Here is a 20,371-nt window from a genome sequence, read left to right on the forward strand (position 1 = left end):
GCCTCCGGTATAGACAGGGCCCCTTCTCACCACCCCATCGGGCGGGTCAGCCGAGGACGAGGCCCGGGTCGGGGCTGGGGTCGGGGGTCGGGGCGGGGATCTTGTACTCCTCGGTGAGCGTGGTCATCGGGCCCGGCCAGGTGGCCTGGGCGACCTCGATCGGTTTGCGCCGCTCGTCGTACGCGACGTGCAGCAGGTGCAGCACCGGCGTGTCCGGGCGGATCTGGAGGATCTCCGCCTCCTCCCGGCTGGGCTGGCGGGCGCTGATGGTGTCCGTCGCGGTGACGTAGCGGCGGCCGGTGGCCTCCTCGGCCTCCTGGTAGAGCGGCCGGCCGAACGCCTCGGCCCGTTCCAGTGAGCTGCCGGCGGTGTCGGCGGGCAGGAACCAGGACGCGCCGACCTCGACCGGGGAGTCCTCGGTGCGGACCAGGTGCCGCCGGCAGAGTAGCTCGGTGCCGTCGGCGACGCCGAACGCGTCGGCGACCTCCGGCGGGGCGGCGGCGCGACCGACGGAGACGAGCTGCTGGCGGTACCGGGCGGCCAGGTCGGTGTGGTAGCCGCGGAAGCCGCCGTACCGGCCCCGGGCCAGGCGGTTGAGTCGGCGGCGGGTGCCCCGGACGTACGTGCCGGAGCCCGGTTTGGTGATCAGGATGCCCTCGACCCGGAGCTGGTCGACGGCGCGCTGGACGGTCTGCTTGGCCACGCCGAACAGCTCGGCGATGGCCGGGATGGACGGCAGTCGCTCGCCCGGCGCCCAGTCGCCGCGCCGCACCCGGTCCTTGAGCTGCGCGGCGATCTGCCGGTGCGGGAACTCGGCCGCGCCGGGGTTGATCTGCATGTCCGCCTCCTCAGAACAGCTAGGTTCCTAGGATGCCCTAGCGAACGTGACACCGCCACCCCGAACACGCGAGAAGGCCGGGCCCACGGGGGACCCGGCCTTCGAACGAACCAGCTACCAGGAACCCGCGGTGGGCCCGGCGGAACCGCCCCGACGACGCAGGTACTTCTCGAACTCCTGCGCGATCTCGTCCCCGGTCAACGGCGTGATGCCCGCGTCGCCGACGCGTTCCTCCAGCTCACGCACGTACTCACCGAGCTCGGCGTCCTGTTCGGCGGCGCTGCGCACCCGCTGCTCCCACTCGGCGGCCTCCTCGGCCAGGTCGGCCATCGGCACCGGCAGGTCGAGCACCTCCTCGACGCGGTGCAACAGCGCCAGTGTCGCCTTCGGGCAGGGCGGGTTGTTGGCGTAGTGCGGCACGTGCACCCAGAACGACACCGCGTCGACCTCGGCGCGGGTGCACGCGTCGTGCAACACCCCGACGATGCCGGTCGGCCCGTCGTAGCGGGTGGGGGTGAGCTGGTAGCGCTTGGCCGCGTCGGCGTCGGAGGCGCTGCCGCTGATCGGCAGCGGCCGGGTGTACGGCACGTCGGCCAGCAACGCGCCCAGCAGCACCACCCGCTCGACCTCCAGACTGTGGCAGATCTCCAGCACCTGCTCGCAGAACGTGCGCCAGCGCATGCTCGGCTCGATGCCGCGGATCAGCACCACGTCCCGCTCGGTGCCCTCCGGGCTGGCCACCATGAACCGGGTGGTGGGCCACTCGACCCGGCGGGTCTCCCCGTCGGCCATGGTGATGGTCGGCCGGCTCACCTGGAAGTCGTAGAAGTCCTCCGGGTCCAACTCGGTCACCTGCCGGGCCTGCCAGACCTGTTCGAGGTGCTCCACGGCGGCGGTGGAGGCGTCCGCGGCGTCGTTCCAGCCCTCGAAGGCCGCGATCGCGACCGGTGAGCGGAGTACCGGCAGCCCGTCGAACTCGGTCACGCCGTCACCTCACCCTGCTCGTCGGGAGCGGTGCCGCCCCGTCGCACGGTCGCGTCCCTGATGTCCTTCACGTCCGCCAGCCTACGTGTCGCCGCTGGAGCCGGCCCGTCGGCCGCGCCGGTCACTCGGCCGGACCACCCGGCCGAACCGGATGAAAGGGTACGCGGTGATCCGGCCGACATTATGTGAGATGGCGTGATGGGAGTGACCGCGCCGTCGCTCGGCGCACTACCCTGACCGGGTGGCTACTTCGTTGCGCGACCTGCTGGCGGACCGGATCCTCATCGCCGACGGGGCCATGGGGACGATGCTCCAGGCCGCCGACCTCACCATCGACGACTTCGACGGCCTCGAGGGCTGCAACGAGATCCTCAACGTCACCCGGCCGGACGTGGTCCGTGGCGTGCACGAGGCGTACCTGGCGGCCGGCGCGGACTGCGTGGAGACCAACACGTTCGGCGCGAACCTGCCGAACCTCGCCGAGTACGGCATCGCCGAGCGCATCCGGGAGCTGTCCGAGGCCGCCGCGCGGATCGCGCGTGAGGCCGCCGACGCGTACACGACGCCGGAGCGGCCCCGGTTCGTGCTCGGCTCGATGGGCCCCGGCACCAAGCTGCCCACGCTGGGGCACGCGCCGTACGCCTCGCTGCGCGACGCGTACCAGGAGAACGCCGCCGGTCTGATCGCCGGCGGGGCCGACGCGTTGATCATCGAGACCTGTCAGGACCTGCTCCAGGTCAAGGCCGCGGTGGTCGGCTCGAAGCGGGCCCGCGACGCGGCCGGCCGGGACGTGCCGATCATCTGCCAGGTGGCCGTGGAGACCACCGGCACCATGCTGCTGGGCAGCGAGATCGGCGCGGCGCTCACCGCGATCGAGCCGCTCGGCGTCGACCTGATCGGCCTCAACTGCTCCACCGGCCCGGCCGAGATGGGCGAGCACCTGCGCTACCTGTCCCGCCATTCGCGCATCCCGGTGTCCGTCATGCCGAACGCCGGCCTGCCGGTGCTGACCGCCGACGGGGCGTACTTCCCGCTCGGCCCCGAGGAGATGGCCGACGCGCTGGAGCAGTTCGTCGACGACTACGGCGTGGGCCTGATCGGCGGCTGCTGCGGCACGACGCCGGAGCACATCCGGGTGCTGGTGGAGCGGCTCGGCGGGCGGCGCCCCTCGGCCCGGGCGCCGGAGCCGGAGGCGGGTGTCTCCTCGATCTACCACCACGTGCCGTTCGCGCAGGACGCCAGCGTCCTGATGGTGGGGGAGCGGACCAACGCCAACGGCTCGAAGGCGTTCCGCGAGGCGATGCTCGCCGGCGACTGGCAGGCCTGTGTGGAGATCGCCCGCAACCAGGCCCGCGACGGTTCGCACCTGCTCGACCTCTGCGTCGACTACGTCGGCCGGGACGGCACGCAGGACATGCGGGAGCTGGCCGGCCGGTTCGCCACCGCGTCCACGCTGCCGATCGTGCTGGACTCCACCGAGCCGGCGGTGATCGAGGCGGGGCTGGAGATGCTCGGCGGCCGGTGTGTGGTCAACTCCGTCAACTTCGAGGACGGCGACGGCCCCGACTCCCGCTACGCGCGGGTCATGCCGGTGGTGCGGGAGCACGGCGCCGCCGTGGTGGCGCTGCTCATCGACGAGGAGGGCCAGGCGCGTACCCGGGAGTGGAAGGTCCGGGTGGCCAGCCGGCTGATCGACGACCTGACCGGCCGCTGGGGGATGCGCCGGGAGGACATCCTCATCGACGCGCTGACGTTCCCGATCGCCACCGGGCAGGAGGAGACGCGCCGCGACGGCATCGAGACGATCGAGGCGATCCGGGAGATCGTCGCCCGGTACCCGGGGGTGAACTTCACCGCCGGCATCTCGAACGTCTCGTTCGGGCTCAACCCGGCGGCCCGGCAGGTGCTCAACTCGGTGTTCCTGCACGAGTGCGTCCAGGCCGGTCTGAGTTCGGCCATCGTGCACGCCAGCAAGATCCTGCCGATGTCGCGGATCCCGGACGAGCAGCGCGAGGTGGCGCTGGACCTGGTCTACGACCGCCGCCGCGAGGGCTACGACCCGGTGCAGCGGTTCATCGAGGCGTTCGAGGGCGTCGACGCCGCGTCGGCGCGCGCCACCCGGGCCGAGGAGCTGGCCGCGCTGCCGTTGGAGGAGCGCCTCAAGCGGCGGATCATCGACGGCGAGCGCAACGGCCTGGAGGCCGACCTGGACACCGCGATGGCCGAGGGGCGCACGCCGCTGTCCATCATCAACGACCTGTTGCTGGACGGCATGAAGGTGGTCGGCGAGCTGTTCGGCTCGGGGCAGATGCAGTTGCCGTTCGTGCTCCAGTCCGCCGAGGTGATGAAGACCGCGGTGGCCTACCTGGAGCCGCACATGGAGAAGGCCGACGACGACGGCAAGGGCCGGATCGTGCTCGCCACCGTGAAGGGCGACGTGCACGACATCGGCAAGAACCTGGTCGACATCATCCTGTCCAACAACGGCTACGACGTGGTCAACATCGGCATCAAGCAGCCGATCAACGCGATCCTCGACGCGGCCGAGGAGCACCGGGCCGACGCCATCGGCATGTCCGGGCTGCTGGTCAAGAGCACGGTCATCATGAAGGAGAACCTGGCCGAGATGGCGTCGCGCGGCGTCGCCGAGCGCTGGCCGGTGCTGCTCGGCGGGGCGGCGCTGACCCGGGCGTACGTCGAGGACGACCTGAGGTCGATCTACCCGGGTCAGGTGCACTACGCCCGGGACGCGTTCGAGGGTCTGTCGCTGATGGACCGGGTGATGACCGCGAAGCGGGGCGGCGCGCCGGTGGTGGATCCGGAGCGGGAGGCCGCGCTGGCGGCCCGCCGGGAGCGCCGGGAGCGGCAGCGCGCGCAGGTGCGTGAGGCGTTGCCCGAGCTGGACGACGCCTCGGTCCGCTCGGACGTGGCGGTGCAGGTGGCGGTGCCCACGCCGCCGTTCCTCGGCACCCGGGTGGTCAAGGGTCTGCCGTTGGCCGACTACGCGGCGCTGCTCGACGAGCGGGCCACGTTCCTGGGGCAGTGGGGGCTGCGCGGCGCCCGGGGCGGCACCGGCCCGACGTACGAGGAGCTGGTGGAGACCGAGGGTCGGCCCCGCTTGCGGTACTGGCTGGATCGGCTGATCGCCGACCAGGTGTTGGAGGCGGCCGTGGTGTACGGCTACTTCCCGGCGTACGCCGAGGGCAACGACCTGGTGGTGCTGGACGAGAACGGGCACAGCGAGCGGGCCCGGTTCTCGTTCCCCCGGCAGCGGCAGGAGCGTCGGCTGTGCCTGGCGGACTTCTTCCGCCCGAAGGGCGACCAGTTGGACGTGGTGGCGTTGCAGTTGGTCACCGTGGGGCAGCCGATCAGCGAGTACACGGCGAAGATGTTCGCCGCGAACGAGTACCGCGACTACCTGGAGGTGCACGGCCTGTCGGTGCAGCTCACCGAGGCGCTGGCGGAGTACTGGCACCGGCGTGTCCGGTCGGAGCTGGTGCTGCCGGGCGGCGGCACAGTCGCCGACGACGACCCGGCCGACCTGCCCGGCCTGCTGCGCAACGACTACCGCGGCTGCCGGTACGCGTTCGGCTATCCGGCCTGCCCGGACCTGGAGGACCGGGCGAAGGTGGTGCAGTTGCTCGGCGCGGAGCGGATCGGCGTGCAGTTGTCGGAGGAGTTCCAGCTCGTGCCGGAGCAGGCCACCGACGCGATCGTGGTCCACCACCCGGAGGCGAACTACTTCAACGCCAAGTAGCCCGTGCTCAGCGCTTGGTCCACCCACATCGTCGAGGTGGGCCGACACTGACGTCCTGAGTGGACATGGTCGGCCCGGGTGGGCACCATGCGTGCGTGGCGGTGGAGGTGTGGACGGCGGTGACGTCGTTGGGCGGTGTGGCCATCGGCGGCGGGCTCTCCTATCTGGTGCAGCATTCGACCCAGCGGATGGCGGCCCGGACCGAGGAGCGTAAACAGGATCTCGCCCGGGCGGAGGCCCGGCGGGCCGAGCGGTTGGCGCTGGTGGAGCGGTTCGTCACGGTGGGGGCCGACGCCGAACGCTGCGCGTTCACCCGCCCCGACTGGTGGGAGGACGGCGAGGAGCGGCCGACGCAGACGCAGTCGGTGATGAACCAGCTCTGGGTCGCGGAGCGGATGATTCGCCTGCTGTTCCCGATCCCGGTGCACGATGCCGCCCGGGCGTACTTCCTGGTGCTCAACGGCGCCGTGTGGGAGGGGATGCCGGAGGGGCAGGATCCGCGGGACCTGTTCGAGCAGCCGCGGCTGGCCTTCCTGGACGCGGTACGCGAGGCCCTCGGCACCTGACGTCGAATTCTGTCCCAGATTGGCATCACTCGGAAGGGTTCTCACATCCTCTTCCGGTTATATGGGCAACTGTCCGGTCCTAACGTGAGGGCGCACGCCGACCCGATCGAGAGGCCACGACCATGCATGACATCTCACGTCGCAAGCTGCTCCAGGCGACGGCCGCCGTAGGCGCCGGAGCGGTCGTCGCCCCGGCTGTGCTCGGTGGGCCCGCCCAGGCGGTCACCGGCACCGACGGCTCCGGGGCGCCCGTCTGGGCGGAGTGCCCGCCGGCGCAGCTGACCGGCCGCATCGTGCGGTTCGGCGACCCCGACTATCCGACCGCGAGTCTCGGCTGGGACGAGTTGTTCGTCCGCAACCCGCTGGTCATCGTGTTCGCGCAGAACACCCAGGACGTGGTGAACGCGCTCGCCTGGTCGCGGCAGAACGACGTCGCGCTGCGGGTACGCAGCGGCCGGCACAGCCTTGAGGGCTGGTCGAACGTGGACAACGGCATCGTGATCGACGTCAGTGAGCTGAAGTCGGCCGACATCAACCCGGCCACGCTCACCGCGCGCGTCGGCGCCGGGCTCAACCAGTTGGAGGCGGTCACCGCGCTCGCCCAGCAGGGTCTCGCGGTGACGACCGGTACGGAGGGGACTGTCGGCCTGTCCGGCGCGACCCTCGGGGGTGGCTTCGGCTTCCTGACCCGCTGGCTCGGCATGGCCTGCGACAACCTGATCGGGGCGGAGGTCGTCGTCGCGTCGGGCGCCAACGGTGCCAGGGCGGTCGAGGTGGACCTGAGAAACCACGCGGACCTGCTCTGGGCCCTGCGCGGGGCGGGTAACGGCAACTTCGGCATCGTCACCTCGCTGACCTACCGGGTGGCCCCGCTGCGCGGCGTCGCCTACCTTCAGGCGGTCTGGTCGGGCCTGGGTGACCTGGGGGGCGTCTTCGACCGGTGGCAGCGCACCGCGCCGTTCACCGACGTGCGCCTCGGCTCCCAACTGGAGATCCACAGGTCGCAGATCCTGCTGTTCGGTGTGCTCGCCGAGGGCACCGAGGCGGAGGCGCGGAGGCTGCTGGCGCCGGTCCTGTCGGTCGGCGCCCCGCAGGTCACGGTGCAGATCGGCGGCTGGGGCGACATCTACGCCGGGTTCCAGATCCCGACCCAGGACGAACCGGCGAACTGGAAGTTCTTCTCCCAGTTCACCCGCCGGCCGTTCCCGCCGGAGGCGATCGAGATCATCCGCTCGTTCATGGCGGTCGCGCCCACCGACGACAGCAACTTCTTCACCCAGGCGTTCGGAGTCGGCGCGCAGGCGAAGCAGCCGGCCGGCGGCTCGGCGTTCCCGCACCGCGACGCGATCTTCTACTCCGAGCCGGGCGCCGGCTGGGGGACCCGGGGAGTGCCGGACAGCGGCGACGCCCTGACCCCGGCGGCCCAGGCGTGGATCGCCGAGTTCAGCCAGGCGCTGCGGCCCTACGTGGACGGCGCCTACGTCAACGTGCCGAACATCGGTATGCAGGAGTGGGAGACGGCGTACTGGGGGCCGAACGTGGAGCGCCTCCGCCGGCTCAAGGCGTGGTACGACCCGCACAACGTCTTCCAGTACGAGCAGAGCATCCCGCCCGCGTCCTGCTGAGCCGGGGCCGCGCCCGGCCGGATCGCCGCCCGGGCTCGGCCTCTGCTCGACCGCCTTGTGAAACAGGCCCTAGTCGCGCGCGGGCTCACCGCCCGGCAGGTCCTCCCCGGGCGCCCGGGGGGCGGTGCGGAGGATGTCGCGGGCCTGTTCGGCGGCGCGGGTGATGTTCTCGCTGATGAAGTCGAGGAAGCGGGCGATGTTCTCCAGTCGGGCGGCGGCTGGGGTGTCGGGTCCGAGCAGGGCGACGCCCTGGCGGGCGACGGCGACGAGTTGGTCGTTGGCCCGTGCGCTGGCGATCGTCGCCTGGTAAAAAAGGTCGTCGTCGACGACGTAGCGCTCCCGGCGGCTGTCGTCGCGTTCCCGGCGGACCAGGCTCTGCCCCGCGAGGAAGGCGATCGCCTTGGAGACGGAGGCGGGGCTGACCTGGAGGTGCCGGGTGAGGTCGGCCGCGGTGAGGCTGCCCTCGTCGCTGGTGAACAGGCAGGTCAGGACCCGGGCAGCCATCGTCGGCAGGCCCGAGGCCAGGAGGACGGTGGTCAGCGTCTCCTCGTACTCGGTCAGGGCCTCGGCGTCGCGTCCTCGCGGCTGGGGGAGTGACTCCGGCCCTCGGGGGGCGGCGGTCGTGCGCCGCCGGGCGCGACGTTCGGTGGCGCGGTGGGCCAGCTCGGCGCGGTAGGCGGTGGGGCCGCCGTTGCGCATCACCTCCCGGGTGATCGTGGAGGTCGGACGATCGAGCCGCCGCGCGATCTCCGCGTAGGCGAGGCTCTCGGCCAGCCCCGACGCGATCCGCTGGCGCTCCTGCTGGGTGAGTCTGCTTCCCGGCACGTCGAACTCCTCCCGTCCGGCCCGCGTTCGGTGGGCAGCATAGCGTTCACCACCAGGCTGTTGCAACGGAAGCTGTCGGCCACGTTGCATTACGCCGCGACCTGTTGCAATGATTGAAACGGTCTGAGCTGGATAAACGCTCTGTGGGTGCAACGAGTTTGTTGCCGCAATGCGGAAAGCAACGTAGCGTTTCCGGTGCTGGAAACAAGCACCGAAACCCTGGAGAGCACCGTGCCGACGTTCGCCACCCCCGCCCCCATCTCCGCCGTCCTGGACGTCCCCGCCGGGCGTATCCAGGTCATCGCCGCGGACCGCGCCGACACCAGCGTCGAGGTCCGACCCGCGGACGCCGCCCGCAGCCGCGACGCCCGCAGCGCGGAGCAGGCGGTCGTCAGCTACGCCGACGGCGTCCTGCGGCTCCACGTCCCCGAGCCCGCCGGCCGGATCATCGGCGCCCCCGGATCCGTCGAGGTCACCGTGCGGATGCCCGCCGGCTCCGACCTCCAGGCCACCTCCGGCGCCGTCGAGGTACGCGGCGTCGGCCGCCTCGGCGACGTCACCGTCGACGGCGCGTACCGGCAGGTGAAGATCGACGAGGCCGCGAGCGTGCACCTGACCGCGACCGACGGCGACGTCGAGATCGGCCGACTCACCGGCGCGGCGGAGATCAGCACCGCGCGGGGCGACATCCGGATCGCCGAGGCGGTACGCGGCACGGTCGTGCTCCGCACCCGCTCCGGCGACATCACCGTCGCCGCCGCCAGCGGTGTCCCGGCCAGCCTCGACGCCGGCACCGACCACGGCCGCGTCAGCAACGCCCTGCGCAACGACGGCGCCCCCGTGCTCGACATCCGGGCCACCACCTCGCACGGCGACATCACCGCCCGCAGCCTCTGACGCACCCCACTCAACGGCAGGAGCAGGATCATGATGAAGAACGCGTGGACCGGGAAGGTGCCCGTCGAGGACACCGCCCTGGCGGTCACCGACACCGGCGGCGACGGCGTCCCCGTGCTGTACCTCAACGGCCAGTTCGCCACCCAGGGCTACTGGCGGCGGGTCATCGCCGACCTGGGCGACGGCTGGCGGCACATCACCTACGACGAACGGGCCCGCGGCCGGTCGCAGCGGTCGGCGGACTACTCCTTCGCCGCCGCCGTCCGCGACGTCGACGCCGTGCTCGCGGCTCGGGGCGTGCACCGGGCGCTGCTGGTGGGCTGGTCCTACGGCGCTGTCGTCGGCGCGCACTGGGCCGAGCGCAATCCCGACCGTACGGTGGGCGCGGTCCTGGTCGACGGCGCGTTCCCCTACGACTGGCTCGACGAGGCGATGGAGCTGCGGATTCGAAAGCTGTTCAAGCGGATGGGCTGGTTCACGCCGCTGCTGCGCCCCACCGGCCTGACCCCGCGGATGAGCGCCGCGCAGCAGGCCGAGAGCAACATCGAGCTCGGCCGACTGTCCCGGGAAGGCGAACTGGGCCCGGTGCTCGACCGGATCACCGTCCCGGTGCGTTACGTGGTCGCGTCGGGCACGTCTCTCGGCAGCCGCGGCGACGAGCAGGAACGGATCCGCGCCGGGCTCGACGCGGTGACCGCCCGCAACCCGAACATCCGGATCAGCGCGAAGGTCGCCAGCAACCACGGCGCGCTGCTCAGGAAGGACGCCCCGGCCATCGTCGCGGCCGTCCGCGAGGTCGCCGCCCTCGCCGACGTGGCGACGACCGACCGGTGACGAGCGATCATGACGGTGGCGGTGGCGAGTCGGACGGCGGTCACCGCCACCGTCATGGTCAGCGGTCCGGCGCGGAGTTGCCACGGCGGTGGGAGAGCCGGTGCTGAAGCCAGGTCACGACCAGCTCGTCGAAGCCGGGCGCCCGCGCACCCCGGACCCGGATACCGTGGTCGGCACCCGGGAACACCACGATCGTGTGGTCGGTGTGCCGGGCGTCGACGAGGATCCGGTCGAGGGCGCGCACGCTGGCCCCGACCGGGACCTGCACGTCGTCGGCGCCGAAGATCGCCAGCAACGGGCAGCGCAGGGCGGCGAGCGCCGGCTCCGGGTCGTGTTCGGCGATGCCGGCGAGGAAGGCGATCGAGGCGGGCGAGGTGCCGGCGAGCAGCGGGTACCAGGGCGCGTCGTGCCAGCGGGCCTGCGCGGCGTGCACAGCGGCCGGGTCGTCGCCGGCCCGAACCCGATCGATCTGCTCGTGGAACAGTGCCAGCGCCTGACGGGCGTCGTCGGCGGTGACGCCCGTCGCGGTGAGTTGGTGACCCAGCCGGTACTCCTCCTGCGTCACCACGCCGACGCCGGGACCTGACACGCTCACCACCGCGGCGACGGCGGCGGGGGAGCGGGACGCGGCGAGCGGCGCCACCCATCCACCCTGGCTGCCGCCGATCAACGCGACGGCGTCCGCGTGCACGTCCGACCGTGCCCGCAGCGCGTTCACCCCGGCCAGGGTCTCGTCGGCCCGGTCAGCCAGGCTCTGCCGGGTCCAGTCGCCGGTGGACGCGCCGGAGCCGGGTTTGTCGTAGGCGAGGCTGGCGAAGCCGGCGGCGGCCAGCCGGGTCTGCCACTCGCGTTGGTCGCGCCCGCCCGGGCCGGAGCCCTCGACGAAGACCACCGCCGGGTACGGCCCCGGCCAGGGTGGCCGGACCAGGTCGCCGACCAGCACGTCGTCGCCGTGGCGGAAGGACAGTTCCGTCGTCTCCGGGGCGAACAGCACGGTCAGCTCGTGCGCGGCGCGTACATGATGATCGCGACGCCGACCAGGCAGATGGCCGCGCCGGTGAGGTCGTAGCGGTCGGGCCGGAACTTGTCGACGAGCATGCCCCAGGCGAGCGACCCGGCGACGAAGACGCCGCCGTAGGCGGCGAGAATGCGCCCGAAGTTCGGGTCGGGCTGGAACGTGGCGACGAAGCCGTAGACGCCGAGCGCGATGATCCCGCCCGCGATCCAGAGCAGGCCGCGGTTCTCCCGCCAGCCCTGCCAGACCAGCCAGGCGCCGCCGATCTCGGCCAGCGCGGCGATCAGGAACAGCAGGATGGATCGCGCGACGGTCATGGGTCCGACCGTACCGTGGGGATCTTGCCGCCTGCGCAGCACGCGGCGCAGGCCGCGCCGGCGAGCCCGGTGAGGCTGGTGGGCAGCAGACGGCGCAGCCGGTCAGCGGGGTTCGGCACGGTCGGTCCTCTCGGCGGGGTCGACGAAGGGCAGCGGGCAGCAGGAGCTGCCGGCGCAGGCGATCAGGTCGTCGCAGCCGGCCGAGATCGCGGCCCGCAGCGTGTCGCGGATGACGGTGAGGTCCGTCAGCCGCTGTTCCACCTCGGCGAGTTTCTCCCGGGCGAGGGCCCGCAGGCCGGCGTCGCGGCCGGGCCGGTGCCGGCTGGCGTCGAGCAGGTCGGCGACCTCGGCGAGGGTGAAGCCGAGACGTTGGGCGGTCTTGACGACCCGCAGCAGCGTGACGGTCTCGGCGGGATAGAGCCGGTGCCCGCCCGGCGACCGTCGTGGCGCGTCGAGCAGTCCTCGGCGTTCGTAGTAGCGCAGCGTCTGCACGTTCACCCCGACCGCGTCGGCGAGCTGGCCGCTGCGCAGGTCCGTCACGGTCGGGGCGCGGGCGCGGCCCGCTCGGTGAGCGCGTCGAGCACGTCGACGTGGGCGGGCGGCACCCGGATGTCGAGCGTCAGCGCACCGCCGTCCGGCCGGGTGAGCGCGAACGTGAAGAACGAGCAGCACGCGGACTCGCGAGCGATCAGGTCCCGGAGGGCCGGCTCGGCCGTGGTGTCGAGGCGCAGCCGCAGGTGTCGGGCCGAGCGCCGGTCGACGTCGTGGACGGCGTCGCGGAACAGCCTGTCGAACTCGGCCAGCCGCAGCGGCCGGTCGGGGGTCGGCAGGGTGCAGGCGTCGGGCACCCAGGAGGTACCGGGTTCGTCGGTCACGCGTCGACGGTAGGCCCGTACCCCGGTACCGGATGCAAGTCCCCGAGGATGAAGATCAGGTCGAGACCGTCCTCGCCGGGGGTGTCGAGGTGGGCGGCCCGGCGCAGGCCGGCGCGTTCGGCGACCCGCCGGGAGGCGACATTCTCCGGGCGGACCCGGGCGACCACCGGCAACCCGGGTCGGTGGGTGGCGGCCCAGCCCACGACCGCGGTGGCCGCCTCGCTCGCCACGCCGTCCCCCCAGGCGGCCGGGTCCAGGCGGTAGAACAGGTTGAGCACGTCGCGGTCGTGCAGCCGCATGACCTTGACGCCGCAGAAGCCGAGCCGCCGGTCGTCGCGACACACCACCCAGTAGCCGAAGCCGCGCTGCCGCCAGTGCGCGTCCCAGCGCCGGAGGCGTTCCCGCGCCTCGGCGCGGTCGCGCAGCAGGTCGGCGGGGTTGTGCGCGCAGGCGCGCCTGTCGGTGTGCAGGGCGTGGACCAGGCCGACGTCGCCCGGGGCGGGGCGGCGCAGGGTCAGCCGCGGGGTGGTCAGCTCCTCGTGCTCCGCCATCGCCGGCCATCATTCCAGCGTTCCCGGGCCGCCGCCGGCCCGGGACGCCGGAGGCGGTCAGTACGCGTAGGTGACCGAGATGGTGACGGCCGGGCAGTTGTTCGCCCAACTGGTCAGCGCGTTCTTCTCGGCGCTGTCCACGGTGAGCCGCCAGCGGATCTTGACGGCCACCCACTCGCCGACGTAGCGGCAGCGGGCCGAGGCGTACGGCGGCAGCCAGGTGGCCGGGTCCTGGTCGCCCTTGGCCTGGTTGACGTTGTCGGTCACTGCGGCCAGGGCGCGTGCGTCACCCAGGTCGTTCGCGTACGACTGGCGGCGGCTGGTGGACCAGTTCCGGGCGCCGGAGTCCCAGGCCTCGGCGAGCGGGACCATGTGGTCGATGTCCAGGTCGCCGGTGGCCGTCCAGGTGGCGTTGTCGTAGTAGGAGTACCACCGGCCGCCGGAGAGCGTGCAGGTGCCGCTGATGGTGGGCTTCGTGGTGGCCTCGGCGTAGAGCACCTCGTTGCGGGTGTGGCAGCCGTCGCCGTCGGCGTCTATCCAGTGCGGGAACAGGTCACGGCTGTAGCCGGTGCGGACCTCGGTGGCGACGGACAGGCCGGCGACCGCGGTGGTGAGCGACGCGGAGTAGCCGGCGGCGGGGGCGGGCTGGGCGAGGCCGAGGGTGGCGGCCAGGATCGCGGCGAGGCTGATGGCCGTGGCGCGCAGGTTGTGGGACATGGGACTCCATCCGTACGGGAACGGCGCGACTGTCCCACCCATATAGACAGATGTGGACGTCATGGTCCAGGTCGATCTCGGTGAACATCGCCTGACCATCGGCGCCGCGACCCGAGGACGACACGAATTCGACTGTGCCGGCCGGCCCGGCGGGCTACCTTCGCAGAAGAGGCGGCAGCGCCGCGTCCACGCCCGCGCCGTCCGATTGACGCGGTCGAGACGCCCGGTGACGAGCCTGGGGTACGACGAAAGGGGCACCAGATGACCGACGAGGTGACCTCGAAGGTGCCGCCCGACCAGGTCCCCGTCCTGGCCGCGCCGGTCCGGTCGACGCCGGCCGGGCCGCCCAGCAGCCTGGAGCTGTGGGCCCGCGCCCAGATCCTGCACCGCTGCTTCGGCGACGACGACGGCGAGCCGCACATCATGCGCGGCCTCGACTAGCCGCTCAGCGCACCGTCGCGCCCGCGCGGGCCAGCGCGTCCCGCCAGGACCGGGTGTGGAACGCGGCGGCCCCGTTGAACGCCAGGTCGAGGAAGCCCGGCCCGTCGCCGGAGGGCGGCGTCCGGTGCGCCCAGAACTCGTCCAGCCCGCGCCGCTGGTCGGGGCTGGGCGACGGCGAGATGTCCGACCCCCGCCCGACCACGTCGTACCGCCGGCCGTCGACGGTCAGCAGCAGCGTGCCCAGCCGGGTCAACCGCCCCCGCACCTGGCCGACGGGCGCGGCGAACACCTCCGCGCCGTGCCGGTCCCGGGCCCGCAGCCGGCCCTGGTCGAGCGTCATCAGCACCGGCACGCACCGCCGGCCGTTCCAGAGGCTGCGCCGCCAGTAGACGACGCTGGCGAGTGTCACGTCGGGCTCCACGGCCGGGACTGTACCGGGGGCGCTCCACGGTGGCCGGCGGTGGCTACCCTGCCGGCGTGACCCGACGATCATGGTTCCTCGTGCTCGCCGCCGCGCTCGGCGTCGCGCTGCTGGCCGCCTGCGGCGGCGTGACCTGGCTGGCCCGCACCGGTGACGGCGAGGAGCGGGACTGCGCGGCACGGGTCGCCGCCGAGGAGGCGAAGGTCCGCACCGACCGGCGGTGGACCGACGCCGACGTGCCGGGCATCGGCGCGTACCCGGAGATCCACTGGCAGGTCGACTACCCGAGCTTCGCCTGCTCCCGCGCGCCCGGCCCGACCGACCGGCGCTACCAGGCGGTGGTGCGGCTGACCCCGGCCGACGCCCGCGCGCTCGCCGCCGCGTACACCTGGACGCCGGTGACCGGCGCGGCGCCCGAGGTGTGGCCGGCGCTCGCCGGGTACGTGCCGGCCGGCGTGCGCTGGCACCGCAGCGCCGACCACGACGCGGGCGCCGCCGAGGTGCGCTTCGACCCCGGCGCGGCGCTGCTGCTGATCACCGCCGTCGACACCTGATGAACGTTCGCCGCCGCCGATGCGTGAGAGCCGGTGGATACCGGGGTACTGCGCGGAACACAGGTTGGACAGCCGGGAGGTAGTCGTGGGGGACAGGACGGGACGTCGGCGGCTCGGGCCGCTCGCCGGGCTGGTGGTCGCCGTGGTGGTGGCCGCCGGCTGCATGGGCGGCGGGCTCGACCAGGGTGAGCCGCAGCAGCCCGCCCCCGAGCGCAGCGGGCGAGCGGCGTCCCCCGGCGCGGATACCACCCGGGCCGACGGCACCACCAGCGTCGCCGAGTTCAAGCAGGACTTCTCCGACGCGGTGGCCGGCGCCGAGCAGTACTGGACCGCGCAGTTCCGCTCCTCCGGGGAGCGCTTCCGGCCGGTCCGGCGGGTGGTGGCGTACACCCGGGCCGGTGAGGTGTCCTGCGGCGGGCAGCCGCTGCCGCGCAACAACGCCGTCTACTGCTCGGCCGGCGACTTCATCGCCTACGACGTGAACTGGTCGGTGTCGGCGTTCCGGCAGATCGGCGACGCGTTCCTGTTCTACCTGCTCGGCCACGAGTACGCGCACGGCGTGCAGACCCGGCTCGGCATCCGCTACGAATACACCATCCAGCAGGAGTTGCAGGCCGACTGCATGGCCGGGGCCTACCTGGGCGACAGCGTGCGCGCCGGGTCGCTGAAGCTGGCCGACGGCGACCTGGACGAGTTCCGGGAGGGGCTGCTGGCGGTCGGCGACGACCCCGACCAGCCGTGGTTCGCCGAGGGCGCGCACGGCACCGCCGAGCAGCGCAGCGAGAAGTTCTTCGCCGGCTACGAGAACTCGCTGAAGGCGTGCGACCTCGGCTGATGCCACAGGTCACCCCGGCCGGCGGCGCCGCCGGCCGGGCCGGGTCCGGCTGGCAGGATCGGTGGGGTACGCCCACCGAAGGAGGCCCCCGCTGAGCAGCCCACACCCCGCCGCCGTGCTCTTCGACATGGACGGCACGCTCGTCGACAGCGAGAAGCTGTGGGACGTCGCGTTGCAGGAGCTGGCCGCGGTCTACGGCGGCACGCTCTCCGCCGAGGCCCGCCAGGCGATCATCGGCACCGCGATGGCCGACTCCATGCGGATCGTGCACGCCGACCTGGGCCAGCCGGACCGCGACCCGCAGGCCAGCGCCGACTGGATCAGCGCGCGGATCCTCGACCTGTTCCGCACCGGGCTGCGCTGGCGTCCCGGCGCGTTGGCGCTGCTGCGTGCCGTCCGGGCCGCCGGCATTCCCACCGCGCTTGTCACCTCCAGCGGCCGGTCGCTGGTCGAGGTCGCGCTGGAGACCCTGGGCCGGGACAGCTTCGACGCGGTGGTCTGCGGCGACGAGGTGGGCGAGGCCAAACCGCACCCGGAGCCGTACCTGACCGCCGCGAAGCTGCTGGGCGTGCCGATCGAGCGGTGCGTGGCGATCGAGGACTCACCGACCGGCGTGGCGAGCGCACTGGCCGCCGGCGCGGCGGTGCTGGCCGTACCGGCCGAGGTGCCGCTGCCGCCGACCGACGGCGTACACCAGGTGGAGAGCCTCACCGCGGCCGACCTGGAGTTGCTCGCCGCGCTGCTGAACCGGTAAGGAAGGGCCCCTTCTTAACGCCTGGCGTTAAGAAGGGGCCCTTCCTTACACCTCAGTCGTGGGCGATGGCGCCGAGCACGTTGATCCGCGCGGCCCGGATCGCCGGCAGCACCGCCGCGACCACACCGATGATCGCGGCCAACACCAGGAACGTCACCATCTGGCCCCAGGGCAGGACCAGGTCGGTGATGCCCTCGTCCTTGAGCGCCCGGACCACCGCCGCGCCGAGACCGGTGCCGACCACCACGCCGAGCAACGCGCCGAAGATCGAGATCACCACCGCCTCGACCGTGATCATCCGCATGGTCTGGGCCCGACGCAGGCCGATCGCCCGCAGCAGGCCCAGCTCACGGGTGCGCTCCAGCACCGACAACGCGAGCGTGTTGATGATGCCCAGCACCGCGATCACGATGGCCAGCGCCAACAGGATCTGGATCATCCGCAGCGGCGTGTCGAGCTGACTGGTCTGCTGCTTGATGAACGCCGCCCGGTCCGCCACCGACACCTCCGGGCTGTCCGCCAGCAGCCGCTCGACCTGCGGCTGCACCGCGCCCACCGACGTACCCGGGGCGAGCTGCACGAAGCCCTGGATGGGCTGCGGAATGGCGAAGTCGGCGGTTGCCTGCGGCGGCAGCACCACCGGGTTGGTGAGCTGGGAACTCTCGTAGATGCCGCTGACCGTGTACGTGCGGGCCTCGCCGCGGGACAACTGCACCGGCACGGTCGAGCCGACCGACAGGTTGCGGGACTTCGCGGTGTCCGAGCTGAGCAGCATCTGGTCCGGGGCCAGCCGGCTGATGTCCCCGGCGGTCGCCTTCGCCCCGAAGATCCGCTCCAGCGCCGCCACGTTGCTCGACGCCGCCACCCAGGTCCGCTCGCCGCCCACCGTGGCCATGTCGCCGTACTCGCCGTCGACCAACTGCACGCCCGGGATCGCGGCGGTCTTCTCCAGCACCGCCGCGTCGAAGCTCGCCGGACGCGGCCCGGACGAGGCGCCGGAGATCACCAGCTCGGCCTTGATCCGGTCCTCGGCGAGCGCGCTGATGCTGCCCTTCGCCGAGTCCAGGATCACCGTCACGCCGGTCACCAGCGCGATGCCCACCATCAGCGCGGCGGCGGTGATCGCGGTCCGGCGCGGGTTACGGCCCGAGTTCAACCGGCCCAGCTTGCCCGGCACCGACCAGGAGAAGATCGCGCCGAGCAGCGACACCACCGGCCGGCTGATCACCGGCGTCAGCAGCGCCACCCCGATGAACGCGAACAGCACACCGCCGAGGATGGTCGCCAGCGTGTTGTCGCCGGCGTTGCCGCTGAGGCCGAGGAAGAGCAGCACCGCGCCGACCGTGGTGACCACCGCGCCGCCGACGGTCACCTTGGTCAGCGGCCGGTCCGGCGTGGCGACGTCCTGCATCGCGGCGATCGGAGGGATCCGCGCGGCGCGCAGCGCCGGCAGCAGCGCCGCGACCACCGTGATCAGCAGACCGACCGCGAACGCGCCGATCACCGCCGCCGGCGGCACCCCCAGCCCGGCCAGCGTCAGACCACCGGCGAGCTTCCCGAACAGGTACGCCAACAGCGCGCCCACCCCGATGCCGGCGGCCAGGCCGAGCACCGAGGCGATCAGGCCCACCGCGACCGCCTCCAGCACCACCGAGCCGATGACCTGTCGGCCGCTGGCCCCGATGGCCCGCATCAGCGCCAGTTCACGCGTGCGCTGGGCCACGATGATCGAGAAGGTGTTGAGGATCAGGAACGTGCCGACCAGCAACGCCACCGCGGCGAAACCGAGGAGGATCTTGTTGAAGAACGACAACCCCTCCTTCAGCCCGGCCGAGGCGTCGTCGGCGAGCTGGTCGCCGGTCTTGACGTCGTAGGCGCCGCCCAGCGCGCCGGACACCTCGTCGCGCAGCGCCTCCGGCGTGGTGCCGTCCGCCCGCGCGGTGATGTTGGAGAACACGTCCGGCTTACCGAGCATCAACCGCTGGGCGACAGGAGTGGTGAAAGCGACCTCGTTCGCGCCGCCCACGGAGTCCCGGCCACCGCTGTAGCCGAACACGCCGACCAGCGTGAACTCCTTCTTCGGCGACAGGCTCAACACGCCGACCCGGTCACCGACCCGCACGCCGGCCGCCTTCGCCAGCGCGGCGTTGACCACGATCTCGTCGTCGGCCTGCGGGCCGCGCCCCTCGCGCAACGACACCAGGTCGCTCTCGCCCAGCCAGTTCTCGCCGAGCTGCGGCGGCCCGAACGAGGTGACCACCTTGCCGTTGCCGCCGATCAGCCGCGCGCCGTCGGCCGCCACCACGCCGCGCACGTCCGCCGCGCCCGGCACCGCCTTCACCCGGTCCACGAGCGACGCCGGCACCGGGCCGGCCACCTGCTCGCCCTCGGTCTCGGAGAGCTCGACCTTCGGCTTCGCCGCCACGTTCACGTCCACGTCGGCGTAGGCGTCGGCGAAGACCGCGTCAAACGAGCGGCCCAGCGTGTCGGTGAGCACGAACGCGCCGGAGACGAACATGACGCCGAGCACCACCGCCAGCCCGGACAGCAGCAGGCGCAACTTGCGCGCCAGCAGGCTCTTCAGCGTTGCCCGGAACATCAGTTGCCCACCTCGACCGGCGCGTCCAGCTTCTTCATCGTGTCCAGCACCGTGTCCGCGGTCGGCTCGATCAGCTCCGAGACGATCTGCCCGTCGGCCAGGAAGACCACCCGGTCGGCGTACGCGGCGGCGGTCGGGTCGTGGGTCACCATGACGATCGTCTGGCCGTGCTCGCGTACCGAGCTGCGCAGGAAGTTCAGCACCTCGGCACCGGACCGGGAGTCCAGGTTGCCGGTCGGCTCGTCCGCGAAGATCACCTCGGGGCGGGCAACAAGCGCCCGCGCGCACGCCACCCGCTGCTGCTGGCCGCCGGAGAGCTGCGCCGGGCGATGCCCGAGCCGATCCCGCAGCCCGACCGTGTCGATCACCGTGTCGTACCAGGCCGGGTCGGCCTTGCGGCCGGCGATCGACAGCGGCAGCAGGATGTTCTCCTGCGCGGTGAGCGTGGGCAGCAGGTTGAACTGCTGGAAGATGAAACCGACCTTGTCCCGCCGCAGCTTCGTCAGGCCCGAGTCGTTGAGCCCGGTCACCGTCGTCTCACCGATCATCACGGTGCCCCGGGTCACCGAGTCCAGACCGGCGAGGCAGTGCATCAACGTCGACTTGCCCGAGCCCGACGGCCCCATGATCGCGGTGAACCGGCCGCGTTCGAACTCGGCGCTCACCCCCCGCAGCGCGATGACCTGCGCCTCGCCGCTGCCGTACACCTTCCACACGTCGTTCGCCCGGGCCGCGGCCTGCGCCTGCCGGCCTACCGTCGCGGTCACGTCATCTACCTCTTCCGTCTGGCTTGCTGATCCGCACCGCCCCCGCTGGTCGGTGCGGCAGTTCCATCCTCGGTGCCGCCGGCCCCGGATCCGTCCGACCCCGGGCGGAATCCGTGCCGAATTTCCGGTGAGGGTCGCCCCCCAGGCCGGCTCAGGGTGATCCCTGACCGACCGGCGACGCCGACGGTAGAACCTCACG

Annotated in this window: 22 protein-coding genes; 9 read left to right on the forward strand and 13 right to left on the reverse strand. The window is 72.5% G+C overall.

Going from position 1 to position 20,371, the window contains the following annotated elements:
• Window positions 1-46: 46 nt before the first annotated feature.
• Window positions 47-838: a GntR family transcriptional regulator gene (locus ACZ6O5_RS24100; RefSeq protein WP_465980055.1), complete on the reverse strand. Its 792-nt coding sequence runs from the start codon at window positions 836-838 to the stop codon at window positions 47-49.
• Between the two features lie 114 nt (window positions 839-952).
• Entirely contained in the window at window positions 953-1,822 is an 870-nt protein-coding gene (locus ACZ6O5_RS24105) for a PAC2 family protein (protein WP_030504102.1), read from the reverse strand.
• A gap of 253 nt (window positions 1,823-2,075) precedes the next feature.
• On the opposite strand from ACZ6O5_RS24105, the gene metH reads away from it, so the two are divergent.
• From metH to ACZ6O5_RS24120, 3 genes are all read left to right on the forward strand, one after another.
• Window positions 2,076-5,579, forward strand: a complete 3,504-nt coding sequence (gene metH / locus ACZ6O5_RS24110) for a methionine synthase (RefSeq protein WP_465980138.1) — start codon at window positions 2,076-2,078, stop codon at window positions 5,577-5,579.
• A 95-nt stretch (window positions 5,580-5,674) separates the two neighbouring features.
• Window positions 5,675-6,145 (forward strand): hypothetical protein, encoded by a 471-nt coding sequence (locus ACZ6O5_RS24115; protein ID WP_465980056.1) that lies wholly within the window; start codon window positions 5,675-5,677, stop codon window positions 6,143-6,145.
• A gap of 122 nt (window positions 6,146-6,267) precedes the next feature.
• Window positions 6,268-7,770: an FAD-binding oxidoreductase gene (locus tag ACZ6O5_RS24120; RefSeq protein WP_465980057.1), complete on the forward strand. Its 1,503-nt coding sequence runs from the start codon at window positions 6,268-6,270 to the stop codon at window positions 7,768-7,770.
• A gap of 69 nt (window positions 7,771-7,839) precedes the next feature.
• On the opposite strand, the gene ACZ6O5_RS24125 is transcribed toward ACZ6O5_RS24120, so the two are convergent.
• Window positions 7,840-8,595 (reverse strand): helix-turn-helix domain-containing protein, encoded by a 756-nt coding sequence (locus ACZ6O5_RS24125; RefSeq protein WP_465980058.1) that lies wholly within the window; start codon window positions 8,593-8,595, stop codon window positions 7,840-7,842.
• Between the two features lie 195 nt (window positions 8,596-8,790).
• Here ACZ6O5_RS24125 and ACZ6O5_RS24130 point away from each other — a divergent pair, with 195 nt between their 5' ends.
• Both ACZ6O5_RS24130 and ACZ6O5_RS24135 read left to right on the forward strand, forming a co-directional pair.
• The gene (locus tag ACZ6O5_RS24130; protein WP_465980059.1) at window positions 8,791-9,492 is read left to right on the forward strand and encodes a DUF4097 family beta strand repeat-containing protein; all 702 of its coding nucleotides are present in this window, start codon (window positions 8,791-8,793) and stop codon (window positions 9,490-9,492) included.
• A gap of 30 nt (window positions 9,493-9,522) precedes the next feature.
• Complete coding sequence (locus ACZ6O5_RS24135; RefSeq protein WP_465980060.1) at window positions 9,523-10,326, forward strand: alpha/beta fold hydrolase; 804 nt, start codon at window positions 9,523-9,525, stop codon at window positions 10,324-10,326.
• A gap of 58 nt (window positions 10,327-10,384) precedes the next feature.
• Here the strand turns inward: ACZ6O5_RS24135 and ACZ6O5_RS24140 are convergent, their stop codons facing one another.
• The 7 genes from ACZ6O5_RS24140 to ACZ6O5_RS24170 are packed head-to-tail and all read right to left on the reverse strand — an operon-like array spanning window position 10,385 to window position 13,801.
• Window positions 10,385-11,320, reverse strand: a complete 936-nt coding sequence (locus tag ACZ6O5_RS24140; protein WP_465980061.1) for an alpha/beta hydrolase family protein — start codon at window positions 11,318-11,320, stop codon at window positions 10,385-10,387.
• Window positions 11,321-11,322: 2 nt separating this feature from the next.
• Complete coding sequence (locus tag ACZ6O5_RS24145) at window positions 11,323-11,658, reverse strand: YnfA family protein (protein ID WP_465980062.1); 336 nt, start codon at window positions 11,656-11,658, stop codon at window positions 11,323-11,325.
• Window positions 11,655-11,777 (reverse strand): hypothetical protein, encoded by a 123-nt coding sequence (locus ACZ6O5_RS24150; RefSeq protein WP_465980063.1) that lies wholly within the window; start codon window positions 11,775-11,777, stop codon window positions 11,655-11,657. The genes ACZ6O5_RS24145 and ACZ6O5_RS24150 overlap by 4 nt, the downstream gene beginning before the upstream one ends.
• On the reverse strand, window positions 11,761-12,198 hold the full coding sequence (locus tag ACZ6O5_RS24155) for a MerR family transcriptional regulator (RefSeq protein ID WP_465980064.1): 438 nt from the start codon (window positions 12,196-12,198) through the stop codon (window positions 11,761-11,763). Before ACZ6O5_RS24155 ends, ACZ6O5_RS24150 begins: the two co-directional genes overlap by 17 nt.
• Window positions 12,195-12,533, reverse strand: a complete 339-nt coding sequence (locus ACZ6O5_RS24160) for a hypothetical protein (RefSeq protein WP_465980065.1) — start codon at window positions 12,531-12,533, stop codon at window positions 12,195-12,197. Before ACZ6O5_RS24160 ends, ACZ6O5_RS24155 begins: the two co-directional genes overlap by 4 nt.
• On the reverse strand, window positions 12,530-13,084 hold the full coding sequence (locus ACZ6O5_RS24165; RefSeq protein WP_465980066.1) for a GNAT family N-acetyltransferase: 555 nt from the start codon (window positions 13,082-13,084) through the stop codon (window positions 12,530-12,532). Before ACZ6O5_RS24165 ends, ACZ6O5_RS24160 begins: the two co-directional genes overlap by 4 nt.
• A gap of 57 nt (window positions 13,085-13,141) precedes the next feature.
• Window positions 13,142-13,801: an HNH endonuclease family protein gene (locus ACZ6O5_RS24170; protein WP_465980067.1), complete on the reverse strand. Its 660-nt coding sequence runs from the start codon at window positions 13,799-13,801 to the stop codon at window positions 13,142-13,144.
• Window positions 13,802-14,062: 261 nt separating this feature from the next.
• Here ACZ6O5_RS24170 and ACZ6O5_RS24175 point away from each other — a divergent pair, with 261 nt between their 5' ends.
• The gene (locus ACZ6O5_RS24175) at window positions 14,063-14,242 is read left to right on the forward strand and encodes a hypothetical protein (RefSeq protein ID WP_465980068.1); all 180 of its coding nucleotides are present in this window, start codon (window positions 14,063-14,065) and stop codon (window positions 14,240-14,242) included.
• Window positions 14,243-14,246: 4 nt separating this feature from the next.
• Here ACZ6O5_RS24175 and ACZ6O5_RS24180 read toward each other — a convergent pair whose 3' ends face one another.
• Window positions 14,247-14,663, reverse strand: coding sequence for a hypothetical protein (locus tag ACZ6O5_RS24180; protein ID WP_465980069.1), 417 nt, complete (start codon window positions 14,661-14,663; stop codon window positions 14,247-14,249).
• 56 nt (window positions 14,664-14,719) lie between these two features.
• Here ACZ6O5_RS24180 and ACZ6O5_RS24185 point away from each other — a divergent pair, with 56 nt between their 5' ends.
• The 3 genes from ACZ6O5_RS24185 (at window position 14,720) to ACZ6O5_RS24195 (ending at window position 16,806) form a co-directional block, all read left to right on the forward strand.
• Window positions 14,720-15,217, forward strand: a complete 498-nt coding sequence (locus tag ACZ6O5_RS24185) for a hypothetical protein (protein WP_425790299.1) — start codon at window positions 14,720-14,722, stop codon at window positions 15,215-15,217.
• Between the two features lie 85 nt (window positions 15,218-15,302).
• Window positions 15,303-16,052 carry a neutral zinc metallopeptidase gene (locus tag ACZ6O5_RS24190; RefSeq protein WP_465980070.1) on the forward strand — a complete coding sequence of 250 codons (750 nt, stop codon included), beginning with the start codon at window positions 15,303-15,305 and terminating at the stop codon, window positions 16,050-16,052.
• A 115-nt stretch (window positions 16,053-16,167) separates the two neighbouring features.
• Window positions 16,168-16,806 (forward strand): HAD family hydrolase, encoded by a 639-nt coding sequence (locus tag ACZ6O5_RS24195; protein WP_465980071.1) that lies wholly within the window; start codon window positions 16,168-16,170, stop codon window positions 16,804-16,806.
• 52 nt (window positions 16,807-16,858) lie between these two features.
• Here ACZ6O5_RS24195 and ACZ6O5_RS24200 read toward each other — a convergent pair whose 3' ends face one another.
• Window positions 16,859-19,405 (reverse strand): ABC transporter permease, encoded by a 2,547-nt coding sequence (locus ACZ6O5_RS24200; RefSeq protein WP_465980072.1) that lies wholly within the window; start codon window positions 19,403-19,405, stop codon window positions 16,859-16,861.
• Window positions 19,405-20,172 (reverse strand): ABC transporter ATP-binding protein, encoded by a 768-nt coding sequence (locus ACZ6O5_RS24205; RefSeq protein WP_425790305.1) that lies wholly within the window; start codon window positions 20,170-20,172, stop codon window positions 19,405-19,407. Before ACZ6O5_RS24205 ends, ACZ6O5_RS24200 begins: the two co-directional genes overlap by 1 nt.
• Window positions 20,173-20,371 lie beyond the last annotated feature (199 nt).

This window comes from Micromonospora sp. NPDC049201, from assembly GCF_055586805.1.

Coding starts and splice junctions, on each gene's coding strand:
- ACZ6O5_RS24145 (WP_465980062.1), bottom strand. CDS start 11,658: ATGACCGTCGCGCGATCCATCCTGCTGTTCCTGATCGCCGCGCTGGCC.
- ACZ6O5_RS24170 (WP_465980067.1), bottom strand. CDS start 13,801: ATGTCCCACAACCTGCGCGCCACGGCCATCAGCCTCGCCGCGATCCTG.
- ACZ6O5_RS24135 (WP_465980060.1), top strand. CDS start 9,523: ATGATGAAGAACGCGTGGACCGGGAAGGTGCCCGTCGAGGACACCGCC.
- ACZ6O5_RS24100 (WP_465980055.1), bottom strand. CDS start 838: ATGCAGATCAACCCCGGCGCGGCCGAGTTCCCGCACCGGCAGATCGCC.
- ACZ6O5_RS24200 (WP_465980072.1), bottom strand. CDS start 19,405: ATGTTCCGGGCAACGCTGAAGAGCCTGCTGGCGCGCAAGTTGCGCCTG.
- ACZ6O5_RS24175 (WP_465980068.1), top strand. CDS start 14,063: ATGACCGACGAGGTGACCTCGAAGGTGCCGCCCGACCAGGTCCCCGTC.
- ACZ6O5_RS24165 (WP_465980066.1), bottom strand. CDS start 13,084: ATGGCGGAGCACGAGGAGCTGACCACCCCGCGGCTGACCCTGCGCCGC.
- ACZ6O5_RS24120 (WP_465980057.1), top strand. CDS start 6,268: ATGCATGACATCTCACGTCGCAAGCTGCTCCAGGCGACGGCCGCCGTA.